This is a genomic window from Marinobacterium sp. xm-a-127 (genome assembly GCF_013283425.1).
Taxonomy (GTDB): Bacteria; Pseudomonadota; Gammaproteobacteria; order Pseudomonadales; family Balneatricaceae; genus Marinobacterium_E.
On the sequence record NZ_WBYH01000001.1, the window covers coordinates 345,862 to 371,797 of the forward strand.

Genomic DNA, 25,936 nt, shown 5'->3' on the forward strand with positions numbered 1-25,936 from the left:
AAAAATTCAATCATGACGGCAATGAGTTATAATAAGAATCGAGACAATTATCGACCGTCATTGTGTAAAGGTTTTTCTCAACGGTGATATTGTCAGTCCAACCTACTCTGTTGATTTTGAGACTCATGCTAACTACTTTGCTCAACATCAAGCAAACGTAATTGACAACCTAAAGGCCATTGCTAAATCTGACATAGAGCAAGGCTTGTATTTCAAAGCATAGCAAAGCCTGCCAGAGGGGCCAAAACCGCCCTTGCCTCTGTTTTTTAGGTCCCTTCTGGCTATTATACGAGTCATTGAGGTGGGACTAAATGAAATAAAATCAAAAGGACATCATATATTTGAGACCTCTTTCAATCTGAACTAGGTTTGGGTAGCTATCATCAATCCGGTGTTTGAAATGGCTGACTTAGTTTCGTTAGATTATTTCGTTACCAATAAAGACAAAGCATTGATGCTCGCTCAACGAGAAGTGAGTGTTCTAGTTCATGATTCTGTTCTACTAAGGTTGCTCTTCAAATACTTCTAAGTCACTCCCTACCCAGCTTGCTAAATATTTTAAAGCGGTTGATTTAGACGACCATCCGCCGCGCAACATTATTTTCTCTAGTGAAACTCCCCTTTCTAAAAGATCCAATGCCGAGCCTACTCTAAAAGAGTGACCACTGAAGTGGGGTAGGTGGCGTAGTCTCGATCTGTATTGCAGATCTACTAGTATATTCGTCATTGCGGCAGGAGAAAGTGGGCCATTTACAGCGCCGTTTTTGCGAATGCTTCTCAGAATCACTCCTTTACTAATGTCGATTCTCTTTTGCCATTTTGTAATCAGGTTGGCCAATTTTTCTGATATGGGTATCAATCGCCCATTACCTAGTTGATCTGTTTTTGATTGGCGTAAAAGCAATGCGTATTTGTTGTTAGGCATTTTCTTTAGATCTTCAAATCGGAATTGGCAGATCTCGCTTCTACGTCGCATGCTTTCATAGCCTAACTGGAGTAGTACTTTATTACGTAAGCCGATCACGGAGTTGTCGCACTTCTTCATCATTTGATCTAGGTATTCACGAGTAAGTGGAGAGGCTTGTTTTTGTGCTCGGCCTATTTTACGGTGCATACGTTTTAGGGCTAATAGAACTTCTGGATCGCGTGTTGGGTTTGGTTTTCGAGATAGGTGGAAGATGGTGCTTAGTGAATTTAAGCGTCTTCTTATGGTGGAGCTTTTGTAGCTCTTGGACATTTCTTCTACGTATTTGGCTAGATTGTTGGCTGTTGCGGGTATTGGTTCTAAGTTGTGCGATTTGCACCACTTTTCGTAGTGATTGAAATCGGCTCGATAAGCTCGGATAGTATTTTCTGCGAAAGCTCCGTCGAATGATGCTAGTATTTTGTCGATCATAGGGGAATGCCTCCATATGTCTCTTTTAAGGTCAATATAGTCTCTAATAGTGATAAGTTCAAGTCAAATTCGTGCTGCACGTGCGCTTCTTGGGTGGAGTGGTGAAGAATTAGCTGCAAAATGCAATGTTAGTCTAAAGACGCTTAGGCGTTATGAGCCACAAGAAGGCATTCCTGCGGGTAGCACTGCTACGCTACTGAGAATCAAATCAGTGTTTGAAGAAGCGGGTGTGGAGTTTCTTGGAGATCCTTTAGTGAATCCAGGGGTAATGTTGCGTTTGAAGTGAGGTCGCGGCTTGAGGCTTTCGCCTCAATGCGCTCGTACAATTATCGCTTCGCCGTTGGCTAGCTTCCACAATCAGTATCGGCTAGTTGGTTGAATATGCAAAGCTGGTCATGACGGTTGTCAATTAAAGTGTTCTGATGTGTCTGCTATGGCGGATATGTAAAACCTCCACTGAATCATCTGTCGTTACATAAGTTACTCTGTAACGTCCAACAACCAAATGCCGTATACCTAATTTAAATTCTGCGTCTTCCTCTGCAATGGGACAGCGTAATGCCAGATACTCTAGTGTTCTAATCGCGCTGATAAGATCCTTGTACCGGTGTTTCGCATTTTCTGGTGATTCCGCATAGATTTGCTCGTAACGAATTCGTATATCTAGCTCTGCAGTTGGTCTAATGTTTATTTGATAGGTTTTCAATCTTTAATACCCATCTGCGTCTCAAATTCTGCAGCAAAGCTGTCTAGTGAACGTCCATTTTCGGATAAGGCTTTTCTGATTTTTAGAATGCTATCTGCATAGTCTGCTAATTCTGCCATCCGCTCATATGACTCAGCATCCTGGATTACTACGCTAGGTTTACCATTATGTGTGTACATTTCTGGGCGCTTCGAATTAGTCAGCCTTTTTAGGTGTTCTGCGGGCCTGCGACTAAATTCAGTAATTGTATGGATGTCATTTGAGCTGAACATATTTTGCTCCTTTAAAGATGCTTCTTTAAGCAGATTATTATCTGCTTTAGATCTGTCGTCAATGCAGCTCTCTATTTTCGCTTCGCCCTTGGCTAGCTCCTACTTTGTTGGCGTTCTTTTTTGAATCGACGCTCTTGTAGTTCTAAAAGCTCTCCAATACATTTTGAAAGCAGGTTCTCTGCCGAGGTTCTTTCTCGATGAATGCGAGCTGATTCTTTATCGGGTGGTGTTGCAGTGGAGACGATTAAGTCTATATGTTGTTCAAAGTCCTTAATCATCGATTTTATCCCTCTGTAATAAGTTAGCTCCTCTTGTTTTTTTTCAAGGTATCTGATGATTGAACTTGCGGGCACAGTCTTTGCCTCTTTAATTAGAGCTTCTCTTTTCTCGTTTTCTTCTGGATCGGTAATTAGTTCCGCAATTCCAGGTATGAAATTCGACCCCTTTATATAGTTATCTAAATACTTCTGCACAGCGCAGTGCCTCTCCATACACTCATGTAATACATGCTCGAATGTGGCTGGCATACATGATTGAAACCTTTCCATTGTTTTCATCTGACTTATTGAATGAAATGAGATTTCAACATGTATATCTTTGTCATCCATCCCAGGAGCAGGTTCATAAATCCCTGCCATTTCAGCAGCAAAGTCACTAATCATTCGGGCGTGTCTTTCTTTATCAAACCTAAGGCCTTCAAGATAAAGCTCAGGATCTTTTGCTCTCAATTGGGCTAAAAGATACATCTCAGCTTCAATTCTCTGGATTCGTTCAAGTCTTACTTTGCAGTTTGCAATGCGCTCTATTTCAAACCGCTCTAGAGTGCCAACAGGTCTATGCTCTTTTGTAAGATCGGTTACTAATTGACTATAGCGTGATGCTTCGTCTTCATTTATCCATTTCTTTGCTGTCAATCCATGCTTATATGAGTTTTTCTGAGAAACTAGTTTGCCCTCAAGTGTTTTTGGGCCGCCTTTTGCTGTCATAAATCACCTGTGATTTGGTGGATGTATAACCAGTATCCACAAGTTCAGTATTTTGGCAAATGTCATTTATGCTTAACGTAAGTTGCTGAAACACAATGTGTTTACAAGAATTTAAAACATAAGTTTGGGTCGATTCATTGGAATGATTCTTATTCGTATTTATAGGTGTTTTTGCAAAACGAACTGCTGTAGAAGTAGGTGTCAGGCTGAAGCCAGACACCGGTGCGATGGGGTAGGGTGCGATAAGATGCAGTTATAAAAAGCCAGAGTTAATTAGATATCAGGTGCTTGCAGTAAAAATTTATGAGTATGGTAACTATTGGTGTTACTACCTATAATTGCGTTAATGGAGGTGGTTTATGAATGCAGTAGTTGCTAGGTATGGTCTTAAGCCAGTTAAGAGGCCAAAAATTAAGGTTACTAGAGAGTTAGACCTATCTGACGATAATGGGCGTGAGATTATTAGGTCTAAAACAAAGCTTGTACTTAGGGTTCATAAAAATACCTTTAAGAAACTCGCTGAAATGTAAAGAACTTGATCAATTCCCCTTTGAAAGAGTCATTGAGATCAATGCTCATCTAGCCACTCTCTATCTTCATCTTGTAGGGCAAATGACTCCCTTGGGCTGTCAGCAAGCAACTCTTTTAAGGTCAATTCTTCTTTAATCTCTGTGAGGACAATGTTTTGTTCGACGATCGAGAGTTCAAGTTTCGATCCAACGTGAAGACCAAGTGTTTTTACAATGGCTTCGGGAATGCTAATAATGTTTTCTCCCTCTAGTTGGCGTACTGCTACAACAGTCATGATATTTTCCCTTATTTATATAGGTCATTTTTTAGACGCGAACTAGTTCTAGCATTGGTTCAAAACTGTAAAGAGCAGACCTTCTTCCCGCTGCTGGTTCTAGCAATTTTAACAGTCCATGTTCTTGAAGAATTGGTCCAAATCTTGAAGCCGTTGCAGAAGGGATTCCGCTATTTTGAGTTAAACGACTATTTCTGAATACAGGGTTTGTAAACAAAAAATCCAGAATAGTTAGGGAGTGTTTTGACGAAAGCAGCTCTGATATGGGATTTTTTAAAGAGTCATAGAGGTTTTTAATATTTTCGGCAATGGTTAGATTTTGTTTGGCTTGCGCTTCTACTGCTTCGAGAAAAAAGTAGCACCAGCTATTCCAATCGTTGTTCTCAGAAACAGCCCTCATTGCATCAATATATCTATCCTTGTGAAGCTCAAAATAACCACTTATGTAGAAGTGCGGTGCAGATATTAGGCCTGATTTCCATAACATCAAAGTAATAAGCATTCGTCCTACACGCCCGTTACCATCTTCGAATGGGTGTAGTGCTTCAAACTCCAGGTGACTTATAGCCGTCTTTACAAGTTGTGGATGGTCTCCTACTTCAATGTAATTAAAAAGCATTTCAATACCTGAATTGAGAAGCTCAGGGCTGATAGGAACAAATAGAACGGTTCTTGTTCGTCTATCGGCGAGATAGTTTTGAGTCGTTTTATATTGTCCTGGATTTTTCTGCATACCTCTTCCGTAAGATAGTAACTGTTGGTGTGCAGATTTGATTAGTGCAGTTGATAAAGGGTAGCCGTTCTCCATGGCGGTTTGAGCTGACTTCATTGCACGTTGGTATAGAATTGTTTCAATGACCTCGGTTCTAGTATTGGATTGGTTGTTAGTTAAATTGTCAGCGTCAATGTCTGCTTCGTAGCGAAGGATTTCATCCATGGTTGAAATAGTGCCTTCCATCCTAGATGAGATTACGGCCTCTTGGTTGCGTAGAGGAGCTAGAAGAATTTCGCTGTTGTGTAATCCTTTCAGCATTTGATCGTATCTGGCTAGGGCATCAGTAGCTCTGAGCAAAGGCTCAACAAAAGATGTAAAATCCAGTGATGCTGGAGGGAACATGCCTAAGTGGTAATGCACAGCATTTGTGAAGTCTAATTCCAAGTTGGAAACGTTCATTTTGTTTCTCGGATTTGAAGTTATTTGATTGACAAGGGTGGTTGTGCTTACCTTACGATTAACAAAATGACTTGTCTATCAAAAATTCAATAATTTGATATACAAATGGTTATATTGCGAACCACTCAATTTCTTAGAGGAGTTCTTTGTGTATCGGTCGATCTCATCTATAATTGGAGACTAGTATTTTGACTGGTCGTTTTATGCATCTTAAAAGCACTGGCTTACATCAAAAGTTTCTCAATATGCCCCGTTCGGTTAAGCGGGTAATTCTGGTGGTGGCTGACGCTTTGGCTTTGGTGTTTGCTCTTTGGTCTGCCTTTGCTTTGCGAATTTCTGAATGGTGGCCTGCCTCTTATCTTGCGGATGCTTGGACGCTATTCCTAGTCACGCCGGTTCTTGGTGTGCTTATCTTTATGAAGCTGGGCATGTATCGTGCGGTTTTGCGATATATGAACGTTAAGTTGCTTCAGTCTGTCGCACTCGGTGTGTTCTTGCTTGTTTTGGTGCTTTACTCATCGGCCGTTATTTTTGATATCTGGCGGGTGCCTCGTTCTGTCCCTATTATTTTTGGTCTTGCGGCTTGGCTCTACTTGGGAGGCAGTCGTCTAATTCTGCGAAGCTATTACCATTGGTTGTCTGGCAAAGTTTCTAGTCGTCATGTAGCTATCATCTATGGTGCGGGCAGTGCGGGTGCGCAGCTGGCGCTCTCTTTGCAAGCAGGGGGCGAGGTTAAGCCGATCGCCTTTATTGATGACGATCGTAAACTACAGAAAAACATTGTCTGTGGGTTGCGAGTTTATTCTCCAAGCGAATTAGAGAAGCTCGTTGAACGTCATGGTGTCGATAGCATCATGCTGGCGATGCTCAATGTAACGGCTGCGCAGCGTCGTTTGATTTTGGAAAGGCTTTCTAAGCTATCCGTTCACATACTTACTATGCCGACCATGGGTGAGTTGATCTCCGGTAAAGCCGTAGATGATTTGCGTGAGATTGATATCGAAGATCTATTAGGTCGTGACCAGGTGGCGCCAGATCAGACACTGATCGCTAGAAGTATTGAAGGTAAGTCCGTTTGTATTACGGGTGCGGGTGGTTCTATCGGTTCGGAACTTGCTCGCCAAGCAGTGACTTATGGTGCTGCTAAAGTCGTTCTTTATGAGCAATCCGAGTATGCGCTTTATGCGATCGAGGCTGAGCTTTCATTATTGATCCGTAATGTAAATCCAGAGTGTCAGTTACTTCCGATTCTTGGTTCAGTTCTGGACGAAGACCGTGTTACTCAAGTGCTGCAGCGATATAGCGTTCAAACGGTTTATCATGCTGCAGCCTATAAGCATGTGCCCTTGGTTGAGCATAATGTTCTACAAGGCGTGCAGAATAACTCCTTGGGTACAGCGGTTGTGGCTTCGGTTGCTAAAAAGTTAAACATCGAGCGTTTTATTCTTATCTCTACCGATAAAGCAGTTAGGCCTACCAATGTCATGGGCGCAACTAAACGTTTAGCTGAGATCGTGGTTCAGCGATTAGCAGCCGAAAATCATACTAATACTATTTTCTCGATGGTTCGTTTTGGTAACGTGCTGGGCTCGTCGGGCTCTGTAGTTCCGCTATTTAAAAAGCAGATAGAACAGGGTGGCCCTATAACGGTGACACACCCAGAGATTAATCGTTTCTTTATGACTATACCTGAAGCTGCCTCATTGGTAATTCAGGCTGGCAGTATGGCAAGAGGTGGCGATGTCTTTGTGTTGGACATGGGTGAGCCGGTTAAGATCGCTGATTTAGCGAAGCAGATGATTCGCTTGAGTGGTCGCACAATTAGAGATACCTCAAATCCAACGGGTGATATCGAAGTGGTTTTCTCCGGTTTGCGTCCCGGTGAAAAGCTCTATGAAGAGTTGCTGATCGGTAATAATGCCTCAGGCACAGAGCACCCTAAGATTTTGACCGCAGATGAAGAGTTTGCTTCGCGTGAAGAGCTGGATCGAGTTCTGACCGGCATTCGCAAAGCGATTGAGACCAACGACAGTCAAACTGCTCGCCAGCTATTGATTGATATAGTGAAGGACTTTGCTCCTTCCAGCTCAAACGTGGACTTACTTCAAAATAGCCAAGCGAAGCAGACAAATAATGTCATAAAGCTTGGTTAGAGTTGTTACACTACGAACCATATCTATACCCTTAAATTTAAGAGCCTCCCATAAGGAACGTCAGGATGTCAGAAGAGTTAAAGCCTACTTACCAAGATGATGAGATTGATCTGCGTGAGTTGTTTGTTTCTATGTGGAAGAAACGGTATGTGGCGATCCTTGTCGCATTGCTCGGTATGTTCGTAGGTGGGGCAGCGTTCCTGATAAAGGGTGCTAGTGTGCCTGTTGATAGTTACTCTATGGATGTCAGGTTAACTTTCAAAGGTGCTGCATCTGGTGAGTACCCTAATGGTTCTGCCTATCGTATTAACGACTTAGTGGCTCCAGATGTTCTGGAACAGTTATATACGCAGAACTCTAACCTATCGGACTCTGGTCTAAGTTTTGAAGACTTCGCTTCAAGTTTCAGCGTTACGCCTATTAACCCTAACCGTGAATTTATTGATGCTAAGTACAAAGGGCAGTTAGGTAATTCGAAATTAAGTTCAACAGAAATCGATGAGCTTAACACTCGATACAAAACTGAGTTGGCAGCTGATACAGGTCGTTACTTAAAATTAGGCTTTCAAGTTTCTTCTTTGGCGGGTCTAAATGCTAATCAGGTTTACAAGGTCCTGGCAGATTTGCCGCGTGTTTGGGCTGAAAATGCAATTAATAGTAAGGGCGTACTAGATTTGACGATTGTTGTCCCCCCTCAGGTCGATCAGTACATTCTTGATAATTCCGAGTTTGTGGTGGTGGCAGAGTACCTAAGAAGCTATGCATCAAAGCTTCTTAAATCGGCTCAGCAAATTAACTCTGATTCAGTGGCATCTTTGGTATCTGATCCAAAATCAGGTTTAGATGCAGGTGAAGTTATTAACCGGCTTAATGATTTGAACCTATTCCACCTGAATGTTTTGTCTCGCGTGTTTTCAATTGAACCGATCGCTTCATCTAAAAATGAGGCCAACCTATACCTTAAGAGTCGTATCGCTGAAGTTGATGAGTCGCTTGATGAGCTAGACCGTAAAGCTGAAATCATTACTAAGGTTTATAACGATTATATTAAAACCTCTGGTCAAGCTCTTGGCAGTGATATTGCTGATACTCAGGGCTCGGGTAGTTACTCACCCCAGTACGGTGATGGCTTCTTAACGAAGTTAATGACCATTGGTGATGAGCTTTCTGATGCTAAATTTAAACAAGATCTTTTAAACAAGCGTATTGAGTTCAATCTTGAAGCTCAAGAGTTGAAAACCGAACGCAAACGCTTGTCAGATGCTTTGAATGCTTTGAATGCTTTGAATGCTTTGAATGCTTTGAATGCTGAGAGTGATGAGTTGGCGCAATTAGCTAATGCAAGTTCTGCTAGCGACAAGCTTTCGGCTCAAGCTGTTGTGGAGCGTGAAGCGAAGTATATCGTTGGACGTTTAAATGAGCTTAGCTCAGTGATGAATGGTATTGTGACGGCTCGCCAGGCGGTATTGTTAGGTAATACAGGTGCGCTTTACGAACTATCAAGTAGTCCTAAGAAATTTAACAACACTGTTCCCATGTTGGTCTCAGCTGTTAAATACTCGTTGATCGGTTTATTGGCTGGATTAATGCTAGGTATTATGCTGGCGCTGGTATTGGGTGCACTATCCAGAAAGCGTGATTAAATAAGACAATGAAGAGGGCTGCTGATGCGGCCCTTTTTAGTTACACGATTGTGATGTACGTTTGAGTTTTGCGTTTTCAACTTGGGCACAAAATAGAGCTTTGCCTTCCTGGGTAAACTGAATTCGGGTAGGTTGCTTAAGAACTATGGCTTGTAATCCCGTTTTTTGGTCTTGGTAATGCAGTAGTCCATTTATCCTTTCTTCTTTGCAATCAGCAAGACCTCCGCTCCAGTTGAAACCATTTTCATTTGCTGTGTTGGCAAGTAATCGCCACATTCCTGTGTCACATAGTCTATCGGCTTGCGCTAGTGGTGGTAGTAAAATACTAAAAGTAGTAATAATAAGAACCTTGAGTCTCATGCCATTTGTCTGTTTTTGTGTACTTGAGCTTCAAGTATATAATAATAAACTTAATAAGTAAGGCTTTATTGAGATAAAAAGTTGAGAACGGTTCCTATTTAGATGGTTTTTTGCAAAACGAACTAGGATAAAAGGGTAGGTAGGTTAATGCTGGTCACGATTTGTTCGCATAGTAGTTCTGCTACATTAAGCGGCTGATTGGGACCGCATTTTTGTGCTCGATAATCGCTGCTTATCATGCGTATATACAAAGTTGACACGGGTGATTTGTGTGTTACTGTATATACATTGAATAAACTGTAGGCGTTGATATGGAATCACAAATAAATAAATGGGGTAATAGTGCCGCAATTAGAATCCCATCCACGTTTATGTCGGACTTGGGGCTTTCGATAAACTCATCGATCAACATTGAGTTATCTGATGGCCGAATTGTCATTGAGCCTAAAAAAACAGCAAAAAGATTAAAGTTGCCGTTTACTGAAGAGTCCTTGCTTGAGGGGTTAGACTCTTATACTGCACATGCTGATGAGTTGGTATCACCAATGCTTTCGGAATTGGGCGAGTGATGCCTAGTTCTTACGTCCCCTCACGTGGTGAGATAATTTGGTTAGATTTTGAGCCAGTAAAGGGTAAAGAGATCGGTAAATATCGCCCAGCTCTAGTTCTGTCATCCAAAGCATATAATCAGCAAACAGGCTTGCTTATTTGCTGTCCTGTAAGCACTAGTATTCGTGGTGCTTCTACCGAGGTGCCTGTTAATAATCTAGACAAACCATCTGTTGTCGCATCCAGCCTGGTGCAAACCCTTGCTTGGGAACAACGTAAAGCCAAGTTTATTATCCAGTCCGATGCGGAGGTAGTTGAGCAAGTTCTATTGCGGCTTTTACCACTAATTGGTGCGGACAAAGTGTTGGAGCAATACTTGGATTAGTTTAGCTGCTGCATTTATCTGCGTTACCTCCAGAATTAATGAGAACAGATATTTTCTGGGGCTAGCGTTAGTTGCTTAAGTGCTCCTGTACAAAACTGGTCGCTACTAAAAAGACGTCATGTTCAAGTCACTGTACATGTAGGTTAATGGCGAATCTATTTGTGCTATTGGATGTGCATGAAGAGGTTCTTATGAGAATTGTATCTTTTACTGAAGCAAGAAATGGCTTAAAAACCGTTTTGGATGACGTAGTCAACGATGCTGATACAACAGTTATTACACGCCGAGATGCCGAAGACGCAGTCGTTATGTCTTTGGAGTATTACAATAGCCTCATGGAAACCGTCCATTTACTTCGCTCACCAAGCAATGCAGCTCATCTAAACCGCTCAATTGCACAGTACCGTGCTGTTAAAACTACAGCACGAGATGTGATTGATACGAATAGGCTTGTTTACGTAATTGATGACGATGCAATAACAATCATCTCGTGTCGTTACCATTACTGAGCTAATTTCTAGAAAAACTATAGGTTACGTAAAAGCCCGGCTCAAAAATGTTGTAGCAAGCCTCCCAAATTAAGCGGCTGCTTATGGCCGTTTTTGCGACTTATGAAACGACGCCTTATTGGCAACTTAATTAATATTGTCCTATCGGGTGTGGCCTCTTTTTGCAGCTGATAGTTTTGTTGTATTTTGCACACCTCTGGTGCATTATTGCACCATTAAGTCATTTAAAGATCAGAGGTACAGCTAATGACTCGCCAAAGTATTTCCCTTACTGCTCAAAATGATGCCTGGCTTAAAGATCATGTCGAGAATATTGGCGACTATGCTAGTAAAAGTGAGCTCGTTAATGATCTTATTCGTAGGGCGCGTCGGGCCGAAATGATAAACAGGAAGCTTCAAGCTGCGGAGCAAAGTGGTTTTATAGAGCAGTCGTCTGAGTCTATGTTGGCTGAGTTTAAAGCTAGTTTAGGCCGCTAAGTGTCTAACTATAAAATCTCCTATCAGGCTAAGCTGGATCTGCAGCGAATATACCAATACGGTTTCGAGCAGTTCGGAGAAGAGCAGGCTGATTGCTACTTTTGGGGATTCTTTGAGTGCTTTGAAAAGATAGCTGAGCGTCCTGAGCAGTACCCGGCTGTTGATCATATCCGAATAGGCTACCGTCGCTGTGTATACAAGTCGGATACCATATATTTTCGTATTAACTCTTCACAAGTCGAAATAATGGCTATTTTAGGCGGCCAGGATGTAGATGAGTGGCTGTAAAAAGATCGGGTGTCAGGCTGAAGCCATAAACCGCGCGAGCACAAAAATAACAAAAAGTGACAAAACGAACCCGGTTAAGTTACTGATTTTTATTACCCTTCCAATACGATAATGACGGCTTATCGGCATTTGAATTTATACTGCTATAAGCATTTGAAATTGAATTCGGGATAGTGGTTGCCATTGACATCGATTTGCACACCTCCCATAACGGGAGTCTAGGTGATCGGCAGTGGCATGCGAATAATATCAAAGAGAACACTACGTGAGTTTTGGGAATCAGAACCTCAATATTTTGACGCTAAAGGTGTATTGGAAGCATGGCATGAAGAGGTGTTGAAAGCTGATTGGTCAAACCCAAAGGAGCTAAAAGCTCAATTTCGAAATGCGAGTGTGGTTAAAAACAATCGCGTTGTATTTAACATCAAAGGTAATAGTTATCGTTTGGTTGTGAGAATCAACTTTGACCATAAAATTGTTTTTGTTCGTTTCATAGGAACTCACAAACAGTATGATCTAATTGATGTGGAGGTTATCTAATGATTAAACCAATTAAAAATGAAAGTGACTATGATGTCGCACTAGAGCGAATCGATCAGTTGATGGATGCTTCGAAAAACACACCAGAAGGTGACGAGTTAGAGGTGTTAGCGCTGCTGGTTGAGCAGTATGAAGCGTCCCATTATCCAATTGATTTGCCAGATCCAATTGAGGCTATTCGTTTTAGAATGGAGCAATTTGGTCTTCAAGATAAAGACTTAGTGAAATATATAGGACGGTCTGGTCGAGTCTCTGAAATTCTTAATTATAAAAGAAAGCTGACTTTACCTATGATTCGCAAATTGCATGCTGGACTCAAGATACCTACCGAAAGCCTGATTAAAGATTATCCGGTTCGTTCCGTTTGATGGAGGCTATACAGTTACCGTGCTATGTATAGATAAAGGTTATGATCCGTCAAAGTATTTCCCTCACCTCTCAGAATGATGCTTGGCTGAAGGATCAAGTCGAGAATTCAGCTGAAGCCAGTATCCACCAAGCTGTTAAGATTAAGTTACGTAAGCTTTGGCTTCAAGAGAATAAAGACTTCCTACTGTCTTCCAATGCATTCATTGAAGAGAACGGATTACCTCTCGAAAAGTTTAGGTCATTTTAGGCGCTAGGTTCGATGTTTACCTTTTAAAAGACGGTGAACTGATATAGTTAAGAGATTTTGAATAGGTTACCTTATGGTACTTTTTGGTCTATTATGATCATTAACTAGTGGAGGTTGCTATGTCTATTAACGTTAAACTGCCTGAAGAATTAGTCGACACTGCTCGTCACTACGGTTCGATAGAGCATCGCTCTGTTCCCAAGCAGATTGAATACTGGTCTCATATTGGGAAAATCGCAGCTGAAAATCCGGATCTTCCTTTTAGTGTTATTCGCGAAATCTTGATCGCTGATCAGGAAGAGGCTGTTAATGAGTACCAGTTCGGCTGATGCGGGTTCTTGTCACGCCGACATTTGAGCGCGCGGTTAAAAAAATGCGAGCTCAACAAAAAGTAATACTCGACGAAGCTGTTCGGGATATTATTACTGATCCTGATTTGGGAGGTGCTAAGGTAGGTGATCTTGTGGGTATCAAGGTCTACAAGTTTCATATGGGCAAAATGCTAACTCTATTGGCCTACCGTGTATTAGATGAAAATACACTTAAGTTATTAATGGTTGGGCCCCATGAAAATTTCTATCGGACCCTAAAGCGGATTGATTCTTAGTAGTAGATTCTAGATATCTAGCAATTCTAATTGCGCTACCTGCTTGAAAGCATCAAACTCTTCTCCCAAAAATACGAGCCATGGTGCCGTCTTTTGCAAACAGCATATGCTTGAAGCTGGCGGCGACGTGTAGGAAGAAGGCCAGCATCAGTAGTTTGCTGCCTAGGCCGTGTCCGATGTGGCCGAGCTTTTCTAACCATTCGATCTCTGTGTTGCTGCGTGCGATCACTTCCATTCCAAAGATAATTACGGCGTGACCTTCGCCAACCTGCATCAGTACACCAGAGATAGGCATGAACAGTGTCGCTGCAATCAGGAAGCTCATGACTATGATGGAGATCTTCTTCTGCCTCGGTGGGACATCACTCAGTGACTCTGGGAATCCGTTTTTCACACGAACCATTAAGCGCCATACGGCAAAACCAAATACAACGGCGCCGGCCGTCATGTGCAGTTTCAGTAGGTCGAACTTCTCTGGGCTGCGCTCCATCTCTTCTAGCGTCAGGCCAATGATCATTGAACTGATCATCAGAAGAGCGACTATCCAGTGCAATGCGACGCTGGTGTGGCTCAGTTTTGCTTTGGTATCCATGGGAAGTCCTTTTATTAAGGCGGTTAGATTAGAGTTAACTAATCATAGTTTGTTGGTTGATCAAAAGCATTGATCTCCAACGTAAAGTTTCGCAAAGATTTGCTAAAAAACTGTGACATGAGTCGTTATACTTGAGCCTATGAATACACCCTTGAAACTGATTGATAAGTTTGGTCGCCACATCGACTATGTGCGCATCTCGGTGACGGATCGTTGTGACTTCCGTTGCGTCTACTGCATGGCCGAGGAGATGACCTTTCTTCCTCGCGAGCAGGTGCTGACTCTGGAGGAGATCTATGAGGTGGGTGCTGCGTTTGTGCGTCTGGGTGTCAATAAGCTGCGTTTGACTGGCGGTGAGCCATTGGTACGTCGTGATATTTTGACGCTGATCCGCAAGTTGGGTGAGTTGGACATTGAGTTGGTATTAACGACTAATGGCTCGCAACTACCGACCATGGCGAACGATCTAGTTGAAGCCGGTGTAAAGCGCATCAACGTCTCTTTGGATACGCTGAAGGCGGATCGTTTTAAAGAGCTGACGCGCAAAGATAAGTTTGATCAGGTCATTGCCGGTATTGATGCGGCTTGTACGGCAGGTTTTAAACGCGTTAAGTTAAATGCGGTGATCTTAAAAGGCCGTAATGATGATGAAGTGGTCGATCTGGTCAATTTTGCGCGTGATCGTGACATGGACATCAGTTTTATCGAGGAGATGCCCTTAGGTGCCATTACTGAGCATGATCGCGAAGAGGCCTACTGCTCTAGCGATGATGTGCGTCAGTTAATTGAGCAAGTCTACCCACTGGAGAAGACGCAAGAGCAGACTGCGGGCCCTTCTACCTACTACCGCATGGTGGATTCGAATACGCGCATCGGTTTTATCTCGCCGCACTCGCATAACTTCTGTTCGGAATGTAATCGTGTGCGTGTCACTGTTGAAGGGCGTTTGTTGCTCTGTTTGGGTAACGAACACTCTATGGATCTGCGTGATCTGTTGCGCTCAGAAGCGGATCCTGAATTACGTGCTGCTAAGCTAGAACAGGCGATCATCAACTCTATGGATCTTAAGCCTGAAAAACACCACTTCGATCTAGCGAACGAACCGCAAATACTCCGTTTTATGAATGCCACCGGTGGTTGATGCGCATCAGTGCGTCTGCCGGTAAAGTTCGTAATAATATCCCTTAAATTAACCCTCTGTATGAGCTTGGAGAGACAATGAGCAGTAACGGTAAAGAGTTTGTCAGTCTGAATATTGCAGTATTGACCGTATCAGACACTCGTAACGAGTCGAATGACACCTCGGGTGACTTTCTAGCGAATGCAGCCGTTGAGGCGGGACATAGCCTGATCGATCGCGCACTGTTACCCGATGATGTCTATCTATTGCGTGCACAGGTTTCACACTGGATTGCGGATCCTGAAGTGCAGGTTGTGTTAAGTACCGGTGGTACTGGATTTGCGATGCGTGATTCAACGCCTGAAGCACTTAAGGTGCTATTCGATAAAGAGGTCGAAGGCTTTGGTGAGATGTTCCGCAAGGTCTCTTGGGATGAGATCGGTACCTCGACGATTCAGTCACGTGTGTTTGCCGGTCTGGCTAACGGTACGTTGATCGTCTGTATGCCAGGTTCAACCGGTGCTTGCCGTACAGGCTGGAGCATCATTGAGTCACAGCTTGATAACCGTCACCGCCCATGTAACTTTGTGGCGCTGCTTGAGCAGGTAAAAGAGCAGCGTCTGGCTATCGAGGCGGCAGAGTAATGTCGGCGATGAAGCCGTTGATTCCATTGGATGATGCGCGCCAAGCGCTGTTTGATCAGCTCTCTGTTATTGCAGAGGTAGAGACTCTCGCTCTGAATGATGCAGCAGGCCGGATTTTAGCAGAATCGGTGGTCGCTACGATTAATGTACCGCCTAAAGCGAACTCCGCGATGGATGGGTATGCGTTAGCCGCTAAAGATGCGGTTGCGGGTGCCGAACTGGCCATTTCACAACGCATTCCTGCTGGCGCAGTCACTACGCCATTAGTCAGCAGTACTGCGGCGCGAATCTTTACCGGTGCCGAGCTTCCCGATGGTGCGGATTGTGTGGTGATGCAAGAGAACACCGAAGCCTGTGACATGGGTGTGCGTATTCTACAAACCGCTAAAGCGTCCGAGAATGTTCGAGCGGCCGGTTTGGATATTACAGCCGGAGAAGTGATTTTAGAGGCGGGGGCGCGACTCACGGCGCCGGCTCTAGGTATCTGTGCCTCAACCGGTATTACACATGTAAAGGTCTTTAAGCCCCTAACAGTCGCACTGTTGTCGACGGGTGATGAGCTTGTAGAGCCCGGTGTTGCTCTGCAACCTGGGCAGATCTACAACTCTAATCGACCTATGTTGGTTGAGCTGCTTCGCCAAGCGGGTTTTGAGGTGGTTGATATGGGGCAGGTAGCTGATAATCATCAGGCGACCCGCGATGCATTGATTGCAGCTTCAGAACAGGCGGATGCGATTCTGACTATGGGCGGTGTCTCAGTAGGTGAAGAGGACCATGTTAAGAGTGCGATCGATGAGTTGGGTTCCCTTAACTTGTGGCGTATTCGTATTCGTCCGGGTAAGCCTTTTGCCGCGGGTCGGGTAGGGCAGACCCCTATTTTTGGTCTGCCGGGTAACCCAATGTCAGCCTTAGTGACCTTCTCGTTGCTGGCGCGTCCTTGTTTGATGCATCTTCAGGGAGCGGAGTACAAGCAGGCGTTGCGCATTCCGGTTGAAACGTCTGTGGTTCGAGCTGCACAGTCTCGCGATGAGTATATGCGTGTTGAGCTGCATGCCGGTGTCGCACAACGTGTGGTGAATCAGAGTTCAGGCGTTCTATCCTCAGCGTTGAATGCGGATGGTTTGCTGCATTTACCAGCGGATGTTGAGATTAAAGCGGGTGAGCGTTACGACTTTATTCCGTTTTGCTCGCTGTTGACGAGTTAATCGATCGCTTCATCTTCGATAAAGCTCCAACACTCAGCGCCAGTTGGAGCGGTCTTAAAAAGGCCGCGATCTAATCACCATAGTGTGTCTTAGCCCGAATAATAATCACCACACAGCGCCCATCTTCGATTCGATAGACAATTCTGTCCTGAAAGGTGAGTCTTACCGAGTAATAACCGGCTAAGTCGCCTAGCAGTGCTTTTCCGGACAACGGATCCACTGCAATCTTGTTCCTTAGTATGTCTTTAAGTTTCTCTTTCAGCTTCGGTGATAGTTTCTTAATGTCTTTTTGGGCTTGTTTGGTTAGTTCTATGTCGTAACGTCTGTCGGTCACAATGACTCACCGAAAACATTATCAAAGCTGTCCGTCTTGCCGCTGTTGGCCTCTTCAACAGCCTCTTTAAACGCCTTGGCAAAACCCTCTTGCGATAGGAGGTGGAGGGTTTCTTGTAGGCTTTCATACTCTTCAGACGACATGATTACGGACTTGCCGTTTTTATGTTGAACCTCAACGATTTCATGCTGTTGATTGGTTCGTTTAATGATGTCGAAGAAAGATTTGCGTGCTTCGGTTGCGTTTAGAGTAATCATAACACCCTCCATTCGTGTACCATATAGTGTACCACTTGGTGATGGTGATGCAATTAGCTTATCGCTTCATCTGCGATAAAGCTCCAACACTCAGCGCTTGTTGGAGTGGTCTTAAAAAGGCCGCGATTAATTGAAAAGTGGGCATTAAAAAACCCCGGCATCTTGCGATGGCGGGGTTTTTTGCGTTGGGCGAATTACTTGTTCGCTTTACGCTCTTTCGCTTCAGCGATAACAGTCTCTGCTACGTTAGCTGGACACTGTGAGTAGTGGCTGAACTCCATAGAGAACTGACCACGACCCGATGTCATAGTACGTAGGTGACCGATGTAGCCGAACATCTCAGATAGAGGTACGTCTGCTTTGATGCGAACGCCAGTTACGCCAGCTTCCTGGTCTTTGATCATGCCGCGACGACGGTTAAGGTCACCGATAACATCACCAACGTGATCTTCAGGAGTGAAGACGTCAACTTTCATCACAGGCTCAAGAAGCTGTGGGCCCGCTTTTGGCATAGATTGACGGAAGCCGCCTTTCGCTGCGATTTCGAATGCGATAGCAGAAGAGTCGACTGCGTGGAAGCCACCGTCGAACAGTTCGATTTCAACGTCCACAACTGGGAAGCCTGCAACCGTACCTTCTTGCATCATAGACGCGAAGCCTTTCTCAACAGCTGGCCAGAATTCCTTAGGAACGTTACCACCAACAACTGAAGAGCTGAATGTGAAACCAGAACCTGGCTCACCTGGCTTCATGCGGTAGTCGATCTTACCGAACTGACCTGAACCACCCGACTGTTTCTTGTGCGTGTAGCTATCTTCAACTGGGATAGTGATCGACTCACGGTAAGCAACCTGTGGTTTACCTACGTTTAGCTCAACGCCGTATGTACGCTTAAGGATGTCGACTTTAACGTCTAGGTGAAGCTCACCCATGCCTTTAAGGATGGTTTCGCCTGAATCTTCGTCAGTTTCAACGCGGAATGATGGATCTTCTGCAACCATCTTACCGATTGCGATACCCATTTTCTCAGAGCCGCCTTTATCTTTAGGTGCAACAGCGATCGAGATTACTGGCTCTGGGAAGACCATGGCTTCAAGAGTACATGGGTGCTTCTGATCACATAGAGTGTGACCAGTCTGTACGTTCTTCATACCAACGATCGCGATGATGTCACCCGCCGTTGCAGAAGATAGTTCGTTACGCTCGTCTGCGTGCATCTCAACCATGCGGCCGATACGCTCAGTCTTACCTGTTGCAGAGTTAAGGATTGTGTCACCTTTGTTCAGTACGCCAGAGTAGATACGTACGAAGGTTAGAGCACCGAAGCGGTCATCCATGATCTTGAATGCTAGCGCACGTAGAGGCTCGTCTGGTGATACGATCGCTTTCTCGCCAGTTGCGTTACCTTCTTCGTCTGTTAGATCCTGTGGATCAACTTCAGTTGGGCTTGGTAGGTAGTCAACCACTGCGTCTAGTACTAGCTGAACACCCTTGTTCTTGAATGCAGAACCACAGAATGTTGGGAAGAAGTCTAGAGCGATAGTACCTTTACGGATACAGCGCTTGATGTCTTCGATAGATGGCATTTCGCCTTCCATGTAAGCCATCATTAGATCGTCGTCTTGTTCAACCGCTGTTTCGATTAGTTGCTCGTGGTACATCTCCACGTCGTCAACCATGTCAGCAGGAACGTCTTGGATTTCGTAGTTTTCTGGCTGGCCAGAATCATCCCATACGTAAGCTTTCTTAGTCAGAACGTCTACAACACCCACGAACTGATCTTCAGTACCGATAGGAAGAGTACATACAAGTGGGTTAGCACCTAGTACGTTTTTGATCTGGTCTACAACGCGGTAGAAGTCAGCACCCATACGGTCAAGTTTGTTGACGAAGATAACACGTGCAACTTCTGACTCGTTCGCGTAGCGCCAGTTAGTTTCAGACTGAGGTTCTACACCGCCTGAACCACAGAATACACCAACACCACCATCAAGTACTTTAAGAGAACGGTAAACTTCTACAGTGAAGTCAACGTGCCCAGGAGTATCGATGATGTTGAAACGGTGGTCCTTCCAGAAACAGGTCGTTGCTGCAGACTGGATAGTAATACCACGCTCCTGCTCCTGTTCCATGAAGTCGGTAGTAGCAGCACCTTCGTGTACTTCACCAGTTTTGTGGATCTTACCTGTTAGTTTCAGGATACGCTCAGTAGTTGTGGTTTTACCCGCATCAACGTGGGCGAAGATGCCTATATTTCGGTATTTGTTTAGATCAGTCATGTTCTCACTCGAATTCATGGACGTTTTAAAAAGTCGCAAGATTATACGCTTGTATAAGCCTCGATGGAATAGCTGATCGAAATGTAACCAAAAAGATGTGACATATATATGTATAAGTAAAAACGAACAGGCTTATTATTTGCCTTAAACCGGTTGGAGAGATCTTTTTTAAAGAAAATTGATCACATTGCTTGACTATATAGGCAATGACGTTAAAATTTCGCGCCCAGTAGGATTGCTAACTCGAATTGGCAGTCTTCTTATTTTTTTAAACCTAACACAGGAATTAAGCTCGTGGCTAAGCAAGCATTTGAACGTTCCAAGCCCCACGTTAACGTTGGTACTATCGGCCACGTTGACCACGGTAAAACAACTCTAACTGCAGCACTTACTCGTGTATGTGCAGAAGTTTTCGGTGGTGAAGCTGTCGCATTCGACGGTATCGATAAAGCTCCTGAAGAGCGTGAGCGTGGTATCACGATCAACACTTCTCACGTTGAGTACGATTCAAACATCCGTCACTACGCGCACGTTGACTGCCCAGGGCACGCCGACTACGTTAAGAACATGATCACTGGTGCTGCACAGATGGACGGCGCTATCCTAGTTTGTGGTGCGACTGATGGTCCAATGCCACAGACTCGTGAGCACATCCTTCTTTCTCGCCAGGTTGGCGTACCTTACATCGTAGTATTCCTAAACAAAGCTGACCTTCTTGCTGAAGACTGTGGCGGCGTTGGTACTGAAGAATACGAAGAGATGCTAGAGCTAGTTCAGATGGAAATCGTTGAACTTCTAGACACTTACGACTTCCCAGGCGAAGATACTCCAATCATCGCTGGTTCTGCTCTAATGGCTCTTAACGGTCAGGACGACAACGAACTAGGTACTACTGCTGTTAAGAAACTAGTTGAAGCGCTAGACTCTTACATCCCAGAACCACAGCGTCTAGTAGACATGCCATTCCTAATGCCAATCGAGGACGTATTCTCGATCTCTGGTCGTGGTACTGTAGTAACTGGTCGTATCGAGCGTGGTGTCATTAAAGTTGGTGAAGAGATCGATATCGTTGGTATCCGTGAGTCTTCTAAGACTACTTGTACTGGTGTTGAGATGTTCCGTAAGCTTCTTGACGAAGGTCGTGCAGGCGAGAACTGTGGTATCCTTCTTCGTGGTACTAAGCGTGACGAAGTTGAACGTGGTCAGGTTCTATGTGCTCCTGGTACTACAACTCCTCACACTCAGTTCGAAGGTGAAGTATACGTACTAAACAAAGATGAAGGTGGTCGTCACACTCCATTCTTCAAAGGCTACCGTCCACAGTTCTACTTCCGTACAACTGACATCACTGGTGCTGTAGAGCTTCCAGAAGGTGTTGAAATGGTAATGCCTGGTGATAACGTTAAGATGAACGTTACACTAATCAACCCAATCGCTATGGACGAAGGTCTACGTTTCGCAGTTCGCGAAGGTGGCCGTACTGTAGGTGCAGGTGTTGTATCTAAGATCATCGCTTAATTGCTGATAATCTTCTAAAAGAAACCCGCTCTCGAGCGGGTTTTTTTGTGTCCACGGTTTGGGGTTGGGTGGTTGCTGGTAAAGCGGGTGACAGGCTGAAGCCAGTCACCGTAACTGAGAAAGGTGCGCGCTGGTAAGGCGGGTGACAGGCAGAAGGCCGGTCACCGATACTGCGTAGGTGGTTAGGTGCTCCGGTGACTGGCTTTCAGCCTGTCATCCGCTGTCTAATTACGCACCAATCATTTGGTAAATCTTTAGTTGACCTGTGGCCCAAAACTCAAGTAGAATTTGCGTCCCTTCATTTGAGGGGAGGTCGGCTATTGCCGTTTATTTAATATTTTAGGAAATGCGTGATCAAAATGCAGAACCAAAAAATCAGAATCCGCTTGAAGGCTTTTGACCATCGTCTGATCGATACTTCGGCTCAGGAGATCGTTGAAACTGCAAAGCGTACTGGTGCTCAGGTCCGTGGTCCGATCCCACTTCCTACTCGCAAAGAGCGTTACACCGTATTGGTCTCTCCGCACGTCAACAAAGACGCGCGTGATCAGTACGAAATTCGTACGCACAAGCGTGTTCTAGACATCGTTGAGCCAACTGAAAAAACAGTTGATGCTCTAATGAAGCTAGATCTCGCAGCGGGTGTAGAAGTGCAGATCAGCCTAGGCTAATAGCACGCGCAGATTTATTAATTTTTTATTAATGAAGCGCTATTTGTGGAATACCCCTGAAAAGGGTAGCCGTAGTGGGTAACAGCCCCGTACACAACTGGCAAGAGGTATATAAAATGTCATTAGGACTTATCGGACGTAAAGCGGGCATGACCCGTGTCTTCACTGAAGACGGCGTGTCCGTGCCAGTCACCGTCATCGAGGTGGAACCGAACCGAGTGACTTGCGTTAAAACTGTCGAAACTGACGGTTACGCTGCTGTACAAGTGACTACTGGTACTAAGAAGGCTAACCGCCTTTCTAAACCAGAAGCTGGTCATTTTGCTAAAGCAGGCGTTGAAGCAGGTGCAGGTTTGTGGGAGTTTCGCGCGAAGGGTGATGAGGAAATCAACGTAGGTGATGCACTTACTGTTGAGCGCTTCCAAGCAGGCGAAAAAGTAGATGTAACTGGTCAATCTAAGGGTAAGGGCTTCCAGGGTGGCGTTAAGCGTCACAACTTCCGTACTCAGGATATGACTCACGGTAACTCACTTTCTCACCGTGCTCCGGGTTCAATTGGTCAGTGCCAAACTCCGGGTCGCGTTTTTAAAGGTAAAAAGATGGCTGGGCACATGGGTGCAGAGCGTTCTACCGTACAGAGCCTTGAGGTTGTACGCGTAGATGCTGAGCGCGGCCTGCTGCTAATCAAGGGTGCCGTACCTGGTGCTCCTGGTGGTGACGTCATCGTTAAACCAGCTGTTAAAGCGCGCGGCTAAGGGAGATTGTCATGAATTTGAATCTAACTGGTGCCAAGGGTTCGGTTGAAGTAGCCGATACTGCGTTTGGCAAAGAGTTTAATGAAGCTCTAGTACACCAGGTTGTCACTGCTTACATGGCAGGCGCACGTCAGGGTACTAAAGCTCAGAAAAACCGTTCAGCTGTAGCTGGTGGTGGTGCTAAGCCATTCCGTCAAAAAGGTACAGGTCGTGCTCGTCAGGGTACTACTCGTTCTCCTATCTGGCGTACTGGTGGCGTAACATTCGCTGCTACTCCACGTGACCACTCTCAGAAAGTTAACAAGAAGATGTACCGCGCTGCGATGCGTTCTATCTTGTCTGAGTTGGTCCGCCAAGAGCGTCTAGTTGTTGTTGAAGACTTCGCTGTCGAAGCTCCAAAAACTAAGCAGTTCTTAGCAAAAATGAAAGAGTTTGACCTAAGCAACGCTTTGGTTATCACTGAAGAGGTTGATCTAAACCTATTCCTTGCTGCTCGTAACGTGCCACACGTTGACGTACGTGATGCAGCAGGTATCGATCCAGTGAGCCTAATCGGTTTCGATAAAGTGGTTGTGACTGTCCCAGCTCTTAAGAAGATCGAGGAGGTGTTTGCATGAACCCGGAACGCATCTACAAAGTGCTACTCGGACCACACATCTCTGAGAAAGCAACGATCGTAGCGGAAGATACTCAACAAGTAGTATTCCGTGTCGCTAACGATGCAACTAAGCCTGAAATCAAGGCTGCTGTTGAACAGCTGTTCAACGTGACTGTTGCAAACGTGAACGTGCTTAATGCGAAAGGTAAAACGAAGCGTACTATGCGTGGCATGGGTAAGCGCAACGATGTTCGCAAAGCATACGTTCGTCTAGCTGACGGTTCAGAAATCGATTTTCTGGCTGCTGGCGAATAAGGAGGGGTTAAGAAATGGCAACTGTTAAAGCTAAGCCAACCTCTGCAGGACGTCGTCACGTCGTTTCTGTTAAAGGCCAAAACCTTCACAAAGGTAAGCCTTTTGCAGCGTTGGTTGAAAAGAAATCTAAGTCTGGTGGTCGTAACCACAATGGTCGCATCACTACGCGTCACATTGGTGGTGGTCACAAGCAGGCTTACCGTGTAATCGACTTCCGTCGCAACAAAGATGGCATTCCTGCTGTCGTTGAGCGTCTGGAATATGATCCAAACCGTTCTGCGAACATCGCTCTGTTGAAGTACGCAGATGGTGAGCGTCGCTACATCATCGCTCCTAAGGGCGTTGAAGCAGGTGCTGCTCTGATGTCTGGCGAACAGGCTGACTTTAAACCAGGTAACTGTATGCCTTTACGCAACGTACCTGTAGGTTCGACTGTTCACTGTGTTGAATTGAAGCCTGGTAAGGGTGCACAGATGGCTCGCTCTGCGGGTACATCAGCTCAGCTAGTTGCTCGTGAAGGTCAGTACGCGACTCTACGTCTACGTTCTGGCGAAATGCGCAAAGTGTTGTCTGAGTGTCGTGCGACTCTTGGTGAAGTAGGTAATGGTGAACATAGCCTACGTCGCTTGGGTAAAGCTGGTGCTACGCGCTGGCGTGGTGTTCGTCCTACCGTCCGCGGTGTGGCGATGAACCCAGTCGATCACCCACACGGTGGTGGTGAAGGTCGTACATCAGGTGGTCGTCACCCAGTGACTCCATGGGGTGTTCCGACTAAGGGCCACAAGACCCGTAAGAACAAGCGTACTGATAAGCTTATCGTACGTCGTCGTCAGGCTAAGTAAGAGGAATCAGCTGTGCCACGTTCACTTAAGAAAGGTCCATTTATCGACCTTCACTTGTTGAAAAAGGTAGAAGCTGCAATCGAGAACAGCGATCGTAAGCCAATTAAAACTTGGTCTCGCCGTTCTACAATCTTTCCGAACTTTGTCGGTTTGACGATTGCGGTACATAACGGCCGTCAGCATGTCCCAGTATTCATTACTGAAGATATGGTCGGTCATAAGCTGGGTGAGTTTGCAGTGACTCGTGCCTTTAAAGGCCACGTTGCAGACAAGAAGGCTAAGAAGTAATAGGAGTTGATGATGGAAGCTATTGCAAAGCATAACGGCGCCCGCATCTCCGCTCAGAAAGCTCGTCTGGTTGCTGACCAGATCCGCGGCAAATCTGTTGGCGAAGCTCTGAATATTTTGGCGTTCAGCACCAAGAAAGGTGCACACCTGGTTAAGAAAGTGCTTGAGTCTGCTATTGCTAACGCAGAGCACAATGAAGGTGCTGACATTGACGAACTTCGCGTTGCGACTATCTTCGTTGATGAAGGCATGACCATGAAACGTATCCGTCCGCGTGCTAAGGGACGAGCTGATCGTATTTTGAAACGCTCGTGTCATATCACTGTTAAGGTCGCAGACTAAGAGCTGAGTACTAGGAGATTTAATCATGGGTCAAAAAGTTAACCCAACCGGTATTCGACTTGGTGTCGTAAAAGACCATACTTCTGTGTGGTATGCGGACAAAGCCGATTACGCGAAGAAGCTGTTGAATGACCTTGAAGTACGTAAGTACCTTGAGAAGCAGCTAGAAAAAGCATCTGTAAGCCGTATCGAAATCGAGCGTCCTGCACAGAATGCGAAAATCACCATCCACACGGCGCGTCCAGGCATCGTGATTGGTAAAAAAGGTGAAGACGTAGAAGTTCTACGTTCAACTGTTTCTAAGATGATGGGTGTGCCAGTTCACATCAACATCGAAGAGATTCGCAAGCCAGATATGGATGCGAAGCTAGTTGCGCAGAACATTGCAGGTCAGCTAGAGCGTCGTGTTATGTTCCGTCGTGCTATGAAGCGCGCCGTACAGAACACAATGCGTGCTGGTGCAAAAGGTATCAAGATCTCTCTTGCAGGCCGTCTAGGTGGTGCTGAGATCGCGCGTACTGAGTGGTACCGTGAAGGTCGTGTACCTCTACACACTCTACGTGCAGATATCGACTACGCTACATACGAAGCCCACACTACTTACGGTGTGATCGGCATCAAAACTTGGATCTTCAAAGGTGAAGTTCTTGGTGGTATCGAACAGGTACGCGCTGAGAAAAATGCACCTGCGAAGAAAGCGAAGTGAGGTA

Annotated in this window: 35 protein-coding genes; 25 read left to right on the forward strand and 10 right to left on the reverse strand. The window is 45.1% G+C overall.

Features of this window, described 5'->3' with window-relative positions; translation table 11 throughout:
* Window positions 1-502 precede the first annotated feature (502 nt).
* On the reverse strand, window positions 503-1,396 hold the full coding sequence (locus XMA127_RS01565) for a tyrosine-type recombinase/integrase (RefSeq protein ID WP_173498866.1): 894 nt from the start codon (window positions 1,394-1,396) through the stop codon (window positions 503-505).
* A 49-nt stretch (window positions 1,397-1,445) separates the two neighbouring features.
* Between XMA127_RS01565 and XMA127_RS12030 the strand changes: the two genes are divergently transcribed.
* Window positions 1,446-1,682, forward strand: a complete 237-nt coding sequence (locus XMA127_RS12030) for a helix-turn-helix domain-containing protein (protein ID WP_173498867.1) — start codon at window positions 1,446-1,448, stop codon at window positions 1,680-1,682.
* A gap of 123 nt (window positions 1,683-1,805) precedes the next feature.
* Here XMA127_RS12030 and XMA127_RS12035 read toward each other — a convergent pair whose 3' ends face one another.
* The 5 genes from XMA127_RS12035 to XMA127_RS01595 form a co-directional block, all read right to left on the reverse strand.
* Entirely contained in the window at window positions 1,806-2,102 is a 297-nt protein-coding gene (locus tag XMA127_RS12035) for a type II toxin-antitoxin system RelE/ParE family toxin (RefSeq protein ID WP_173498868.1), read from the reverse strand.
* Entirely contained in the window at window positions 2,099-2,374 is a 276-nt protein-coding gene (locus tag XMA127_RS01580; protein ID WP_173498869.1) for a type II toxin-antitoxin system Phd/YefM family antitoxin, read from the reverse strand. The genes XMA127_RS12035 and XMA127_RS01580 overlap by 4 nt, the downstream gene beginning before the upstream one ends.
* 92 nt (window positions 2,375-2,466) lie before the next feature.
* Entirely contained in the window at window positions 2,467-3,360 is an 894-nt protein-coding gene (locus XMA127_RS01585; RefSeq protein ID WP_173498870.1) for a hypothetical protein, read from the reverse strand.
* Between the two features lie 568 nt (window positions 3,361-3,928).
* The gene (locus XMA127_RS01590) at window positions 3,929-4,165 is read right to left on the reverse strand and encodes an AbrB/MazE/SpoVT family DNA-binding domain-containing protein (protein WP_173495167.1); all 237 of its coding nucleotides are present in this window, start codon (window positions 4,163-4,165) and stop codon (window positions 3,929-3,931) included.
* A 31-nt stretch (window positions 4,166-4,196) separates the two neighbouring features.
* A complete protein-coding gene (locus XMA127_RS01595; protein ID WP_173494782.1) occupies window positions 4,197-5,339 on the reverse strand; it encodes a Fic family protein in 1,143 nt (380 codons plus the stop codon).
* A gap of 188 nt (window positions 5,340-5,527) precedes the next feature.
* Here XMA127_RS01595 and XMA127_RS01600 point away from each other — a divergent pair, with 188 nt between their 5' ends.
* From XMA127_RS01600 to XMA127_RS01655, 12 genes are all read left to right on the forward strand, one after another.
* On the forward strand, window positions 5,528-7,492 hold the full coding sequence (locus XMA127_RS01600) for a nucleoside-diphosphate sugar epimerase/dehydratase (protein WP_254449913.1): 1,965 nt from the start codon (window positions 5,528-5,530) through the stop codon (window positions 7,490-7,492).
* 65 nt (window positions 7,493-7,557) lie between these two features.
* The gene (locus XMA127_RS01605) at window positions 7,558-9,135 is read left to right on the forward strand and encodes a hypothetical protein (protein ID WP_173498871.1); all 1,578 of its coding nucleotides are present in this window, start codon (window positions 7,558-7,560) and stop codon (window positions 9,133-9,135) included.
* A 671-nt stretch (window positions 9,136-9,806) separates the two neighbouring features.
* A complete protein-coding gene (locus tag XMA127_RS01610; RefSeq protein ID WP_173480291.1) occupies window positions 9,807-10,064 on the forward strand; it encodes an AbrB/MazE/SpoVT family DNA-binding domain-containing protein in 258 nt (85 codons plus the stop codon).
* Complete coding sequence (locus XMA127_RS01615) at window positions 10,064-10,429, forward strand: type II toxin-antitoxin system PemK/MazF family toxin (RefSeq protein ID WP_173480745.1); 366 nt, start codon at window positions 10,064-10,066, stop codon at window positions 10,427-10,429. Before XMA127_RS01610 ends, XMA127_RS01615 begins: the two co-directional genes overlap by 1 nt.
* A 191-nt stretch (window positions 10,430-10,620) precedes the next feature.
* Complete coding sequence (locus tag XMA127_RS01620; protein WP_173480292.1) at window positions 10,621-10,938, forward strand: type II toxin-antitoxin system prevent-host-death family antitoxin; 318 nt, start codon at window positions 10,621-10,623, stop codon at window positions 10,936-10,938.
* A gap of 246 nt (window positions 10,939-11,184) precedes the next feature.
* Window positions 11,185-11,415: a CopG family transcriptional regulator gene (locus tag XMA127_RS01625; RefSeq protein WP_173480293.1), complete on the forward strand. Its 231-nt coding sequence runs from the start codon at window positions 11,185-11,187 to the stop codon at window positions 11,413-11,415.
* Complete coding sequence (locus tag XMA127_RS01630; RefSeq protein WP_173480294.1) at window positions 11,416-11,703, forward strand: type II toxin-antitoxin system RelE/ParE family toxin; 288 nt, start codon at window positions 11,416-11,418, stop codon at window positions 11,701-11,703. It begins immediately after the preceding gene.
* Between the two features lie 237 nt (window positions 11,704-11,940).
* Window positions 11,941-12,243, forward strand: a complete 303-nt coding sequence (locus XMA127_RS01635; protein ID WP_173480746.1) for a type II toxin-antitoxin system HigB family toxin — start codon at window positions 11,941-11,943, stop codon at window positions 12,241-12,243.
* Complete coding sequence (locus tag XMA127_RS01640; protein ID WP_173480295.1) at window positions 12,243-12,611, forward strand: type II toxin-antitoxin system HigA family antitoxin; 369 nt, start codon at window positions 12,243-12,245, stop codon at window positions 12,609-12,611. The genes XMA127_RS01635 and XMA127_RS01640 overlap by 1 nt, the downstream gene beginning before the upstream one ends.
* A 41-nt stretch (window positions 12,612-12,652) precedes the next feature.
* Entirely contained in the window at window positions 12,653-12,859 is a 207-nt protein-coding gene (locus XMA127_RS12040) for a type II toxin-antitoxin system CcdA family antitoxin (protein WP_173480296.1), read from the forward strand.
* A 119-nt stretch (window positions 12,860-12,978) separates the two neighbouring features.
* A complete protein-coding gene (locus XMA127_RS01650) occupies window positions 12,979-13,188 on the forward strand; it encodes a hypothetical protein (protein ID WP_173480297.1) in 210 nt (69 codons plus the stop codon).
* On the forward strand, window positions 13,188-13,466 hold the full coding sequence (locus XMA127_RS01655; RefSeq protein ID WP_173480298.1) for a type II toxin-antitoxin system RelE/ParE family toxin: 279 nt from the start codon (window positions 13,188-13,190) through the stop codon (window positions 13,464-13,466). The genes XMA127_RS01650 and XMA127_RS01655 overlap by 1 nt, the downstream gene beginning before the upstream one ends.
* A gap of 52 nt (window positions 13,467-13,518) precedes the next feature.
* Here the strand turns inward: XMA127_RS01655 and XMA127_RS01660 are convergent, their stop codons facing one another.
* The gene (locus tag XMA127_RS01660; protein ID WP_173480299.1) at window positions 13,519-14,058 is read right to left on the reverse strand and encodes a cytochrome b; all 540 of its coding nucleotides are present in this window, start codon (window positions 14,056-14,058) and stop codon (window positions 13,519-13,521) included.
* Window positions 14,059-14,197: 139 nt separating this feature from the next.
* Between XMA127_RS01660 and moaA the strand changes: the two genes are divergently transcribed.
* From moaA to glp, 3 genes are all read left to right on the forward strand, one after another.
* Window positions 14,198-15,199, forward strand: coding sequence for a GTP 3',8-cyclase MoaA (gene moaA / locus XMA127_RS01665; RefSeq protein WP_173480300.1), 1,002 nt, complete (start codon window positions 14,198-14,200; stop codon window positions 15,197-15,199).
* 77 nt (window positions 15,200-15,276) lie between these two features.
* Entirely contained in the window at window positions 15,277-15,822 is a 546-nt protein-coding gene (gene moaB, locus XMA127_RS01670) for a molybdenum cofactor biosynthesis protein B (RefSeq protein WP_173480301.1), read from the forward strand.
* Complete coding sequence (glp, locus tag XMA127_RS01675; protein ID WP_173480302.1) at window positions 15,822-17,027, forward strand: gephyrin-like molybdotransferase Glp; 1,206 nt, start codon at window positions 15,822-15,824, stop codon at window positions 17,025-17,027. The genes moaB and glp overlap by 1 nt, the downstream gene beginning before the upstream one ends.
* Window positions 17,028-17,097: 70 nt before the next feature.
* Here the strand turns inward: glp and XMA127_RS01680 are convergent, their stop codons facing one another.
* The 3 genes from XMA127_RS01680 to fusA form a co-directional block, all read right to left on the reverse strand.
* Complete coding sequence (locus XMA127_RS01680; RefSeq protein ID WP_173480303.1) at window positions 17,098-17,361, reverse strand: type II toxin-antitoxin system RelE/ParE family toxin; 264 nt, start codon at window positions 17,359-17,361, stop codon at window positions 17,098-17,100.
* Complete coding sequence (locus XMA127_RS01685; RefSeq protein ID WP_173480304.1) at window positions 17,358-17,618, reverse strand: type II toxin-antitoxin system Phd/YefM family antitoxin; 261 nt, start codon at window positions 17,616-17,618, stop codon at window positions 17,358-17,360. Before XMA127_RS01685 ends, XMA127_RS01680 begins: the two co-directional genes overlap by 4 nt.
* 194 nt (window positions 17,619-17,812) lie before the next feature.
* Window positions 17,813-19,897, reverse strand: a complete 2,085-nt coding sequence (gene fusA / locus XMA127_RS01690) for an elongation factor G (RefSeq protein ID WP_173480305.1) — start codon at window positions 19,895-19,897, stop codon at window positions 17,813-17,815.
* 294 nt (window positions 19,898-20,191) lie between these two features.
* Between fusA and tuf the strand changes: the two genes are divergently transcribed.
* The 9 genes from tuf to rpsC all read left to right on the forward strand — a co-directional run bounded on the left by tuf (window position 20,192) and on the right by rpsC (window position 25,932).
* Complete coding sequence (gene tuf / locus XMA127_RS01695) at window positions 20,192-21,415, forward strand: elongation factor Tu (protein WP_173480306.1); 1,224 nt, start codon at window positions 20,192-20,194, stop codon at window positions 21,413-21,415.
* Window positions 21,416-21,774: 359 nt separating this feature from the next.
* The gene (rpsJ, locus tag XMA127_RS01700; RefSeq protein WP_173480307.1) at window positions 21,775-22,086 is read left to right on the forward strand and encodes a 30S ribosomal protein S10; all 312 of its coding nucleotides are present in this window, start codon (window positions 21,775-21,777) and stop codon (window positions 22,084-22,086) included.
* Between the two features lie 116 nt (window positions 22,087-22,202).
* Entirely contained in the window at window positions 22,203-22,841 is a 639-nt protein-coding gene (rplC, locus tag XMA127_RS01705) for a 50S ribosomal protein L3 (protein ID WP_173480308.1), read from the forward strand.
* 11 nt (window positions 22,842-22,852) lie between these two features.
* Complete coding sequence (gene rplD / locus XMA127_RS01710) at window positions 22,853-23,458, forward strand: 50S ribosomal protein L4 (protein ID WP_173480309.1); 606 nt, start codon at window positions 22,853-22,855, stop codon at window positions 23,456-23,458.
* A complete protein-coding gene (gene rplW, locus XMA127_RS01715; RefSeq protein ID WP_173480310.1) occupies window positions 23,455-23,754 on the forward strand; it encodes a 50S ribosomal protein L23 in 300 nt (99 codons plus the stop codon). Before rplD ends, rplW begins: the two co-directional genes overlap by 4 nt.
* Before the next feature lie 14 nt (window positions 23,755-23,768).
* Window positions 23,769-24,596, forward strand: a complete 828-nt coding sequence (rplB, locus tag XMA127_RS01720) for a 50S ribosomal protein L2 (protein ID WP_173480311.1) — start codon at window positions 23,769-23,771, stop codon at window positions 24,594-24,596.
* A 12-nt stretch (window positions 24,597-24,608) separates the two neighbouring features.
* The gene (gene rpsS / locus XMA127_RS01725) at window positions 24,609-24,884 is read left to right on the forward strand and encodes a 30S ribosomal protein S19 (RefSeq protein WP_173480312.1); all 276 of its coding nucleotides are present in this window, start codon (window positions 24,609-24,611) and stop codon (window positions 24,882-24,884) included.
* 12 nt (window positions 24,885-24,896) lie between these two features.
* Entirely contained in the window at window positions 24,897-25,226 is a 330-nt protein-coding gene (gene rplV, locus XMA127_RS01730; RefSeq protein WP_173480313.1) for a 50S ribosomal protein L22, read from the forward strand.
* Window positions 25,227-25,251: 25 nt separating this feature from the next.
* Window positions 25,252-25,932: a 30S ribosomal protein S3 gene (gene rpsC, locus XMA127_RS01735; protein WP_173480314.1), complete on the forward strand. Its 681-nt coding sequence runs from the start codon at window positions 25,252-25,254 to the stop codon at window positions 25,930-25,932.
* Window positions 25,933-25,936 lie beyond the last annotated feature (4 nt).

What these genes read in the sequence shown, in the direction of transcription:
- XMA127_RS01565 (WP_173498866.1), bottom strand. Translation starts at nt 1,396, where the DNA reads ATGATCGACAAAATACTAGCATCATTCGACGGAGCTTTCGCAGAAAAT.
- XMA127_RS01580 (WP_173498869.1), bottom strand. Translation starts at nt 2,374, where the DNA reads ATGTTCAGCTCAAATGACATCCATACAATTACTGAATTTAGTCGCAGG.
- XMA127_RS01585 (WP_173498870.1), bottom strand. Translation starts at nt 3,360, where the DNA reads ATGACAGCAAAAGGCGGCCCAAAAACACTTGAGGGCAAACTAGTTTCT.
- XMA127_RS01590 (WP_173495167.1), bottom strand. Translation starts at nt 4,165, where the DNA reads ATGACTGTTGTAGCAGTACGCCAACTAGAGGGAGAAAACATTATTAGC.
- XMA127_RS01595 (WP_173494782.1), bottom strand. Translation starts at nt 5,339, where the DNA reads ATGAACGTTTCCAACTTGGAATTAGACTTCACAAATGCTGTGCATTAC.
- XMA127_RS01605 (WP_173498871.1), top strand. Translation starts at nt 7,558, where the DNA reads ATGTCAGAAGAGTTAAAGCCTACTTACCAAGATGATGAGATTGATCTG.
- XMA127_RS01610 (WP_173480291.1), top strand. Translation starts at nt 9,807, where the DNA reads ATGGAATCACAAATAAATAAATGGGGTAATAGTGCCGCAATTAGAATC.
- XMA127_RS01615 (WP_173480745.1), top strand. Translation starts at nt 10,064, where the DNA reads ATGCCTAGTTCTTACGTCCCCTCACGTGGTGAGATAATTTGGTTAGAT.
- XMA127_RS01620 (WP_173480292.1), top strand. Translation starts at nt 10,621, where the DNA reads ATGAGAATTGTATCTTTTACTGAAGCAAGAAATGGCTTAAAAACCGTT.
- XMA127_RS01625 (WP_173480293.1), top strand. Translation starts at nt 11,185, where the DNA reads ATGACTCGCCAAAGTATTTCCCTTACTGCTCAAAATGATGCCTGGCTT.
- XMA127_RS01635 (WP_173480746.1), top strand. Translation starts at nt 11,941, where the DNA reads ATGCGAATAATATCAAAGAGAACACTACGTGAGTTTTGGGAATCAGAA.
- XMA127_RS01640 (WP_173480295.1), top strand. Translation starts at nt 12,243, where the DNA reads ATGATTAAACCAATTAAAAATGAAAGTGACTATGATGTCGCACTAGAG.
- XMA127_RS12040 (WP_173480296.1), top strand. Translation starts at nt 12,653, where the DNA reads ATGATCCGTCAAAGTATTTCCCTCACCTCTCAGAATGATGCTTGGCTG.
- XMA127_RS01650 (WP_173480297.1), top strand. Translation starts at nt 12,979, where the DNA reads ATGTCTATTAACGTTAAACTGCCTGAAGAATTAGTCGACACTGCTCGT.
- XMA127_RS01655 (WP_173480298.1), top strand. Translation starts at nt 13,188, where the DNA reads ATGCGGGTTCTTGTCACGCCGACATTTGAGCGCGCGGTTAAAAAAATG.
- XMA127_RS01660 (WP_173480299.1), bottom strand. Translation starts at nt 14,058, where the DNA reads ATGGATACCAAAGCAAAACTGAGCCACACCAGCGTCGCATTGCACTGG.
- moaA (WP_173480300.1), top strand. Translation starts at nt 14,198, where the DNA reads ATGAATACACCCTTGAAACTGATTGATAAGTTTGGTCGCCACATCGAC.
- moaB (WP_173480301.1), top strand. Translation starts at nt 15,277, where the DNA reads ATGAGCAGTAACGGTAAAGAGTTTGTCAGTCTGAATATTGCAGTATTG.
- glp (WP_173480302.1), top strand. Translation starts at nt 15,822, where the DNA reads ATGTCGGCGATGAAGCCGTTGATTCCATTGGATGATGCGCGCCAAGCG.
- XMA127_RS01685 (WP_173480304.1), bottom strand. Translation starts at nt 17,618, where the DNA reads ATGATTACTCTAAACGCAACCGAAGCACGCAAATCTTTCTTCGACATC.
- fusA (WP_173480305.1), bottom strand. Translation starts at nt 19,897, where the DNA reads ATGACTGATCTAAACAAATACCGAAATATAGGCATCTTCGCCCACGTT.
- rpsJ (WP_173480307.1), top strand. Translation starts at nt 21,775, where the DNA reads ATGCAGAACCAAAAAATCAGAATCCGCTTGAAGGCTTTTGACCATCGT.
- rplC (WP_173480308.1), top strand. Translation starts at nt 22,203, where the DNA reads ATGTCATTAGGACTTATCGGACGTAAAGCGGGCATGACCCGTGTCTTC.
- rplD (WP_173480309.1), top strand. Translation starts at nt 22,853, where the DNA reads ATGAATTTGAATCTAACTGGTGCCAAGGGTTCGGTTGAAGTAGCCGAT.
- rplW (WP_173480310.1), top strand. Translation starts at nt 23,455, where the DNA reads ATGAACCCGGAACGCATCTACAAAGTGCTACTCGGACCACACATCTCT.
- rplB (WP_173480311.1), top strand. Translation starts at nt 23,769, where the DNA reads ATGGCAACTGTTAAAGCTAAGCCAACCTCTGCAGGACGTCGTCACGTC.
- rplV (WP_173480313.1), top strand. Translation starts at nt 24,897, where the DNA reads ATGGAAGCTATTGCAAAGCATAACGGCGCCCGCATCTCCGCTCAGAAA.
- rpsC (WP_173480314.1), top strand. Translation starts at nt 25,252, where the DNA reads ATGGGTCAAAAAGTTAACCCAACCGGTATTCGACTTGGTGTCGTAAAA.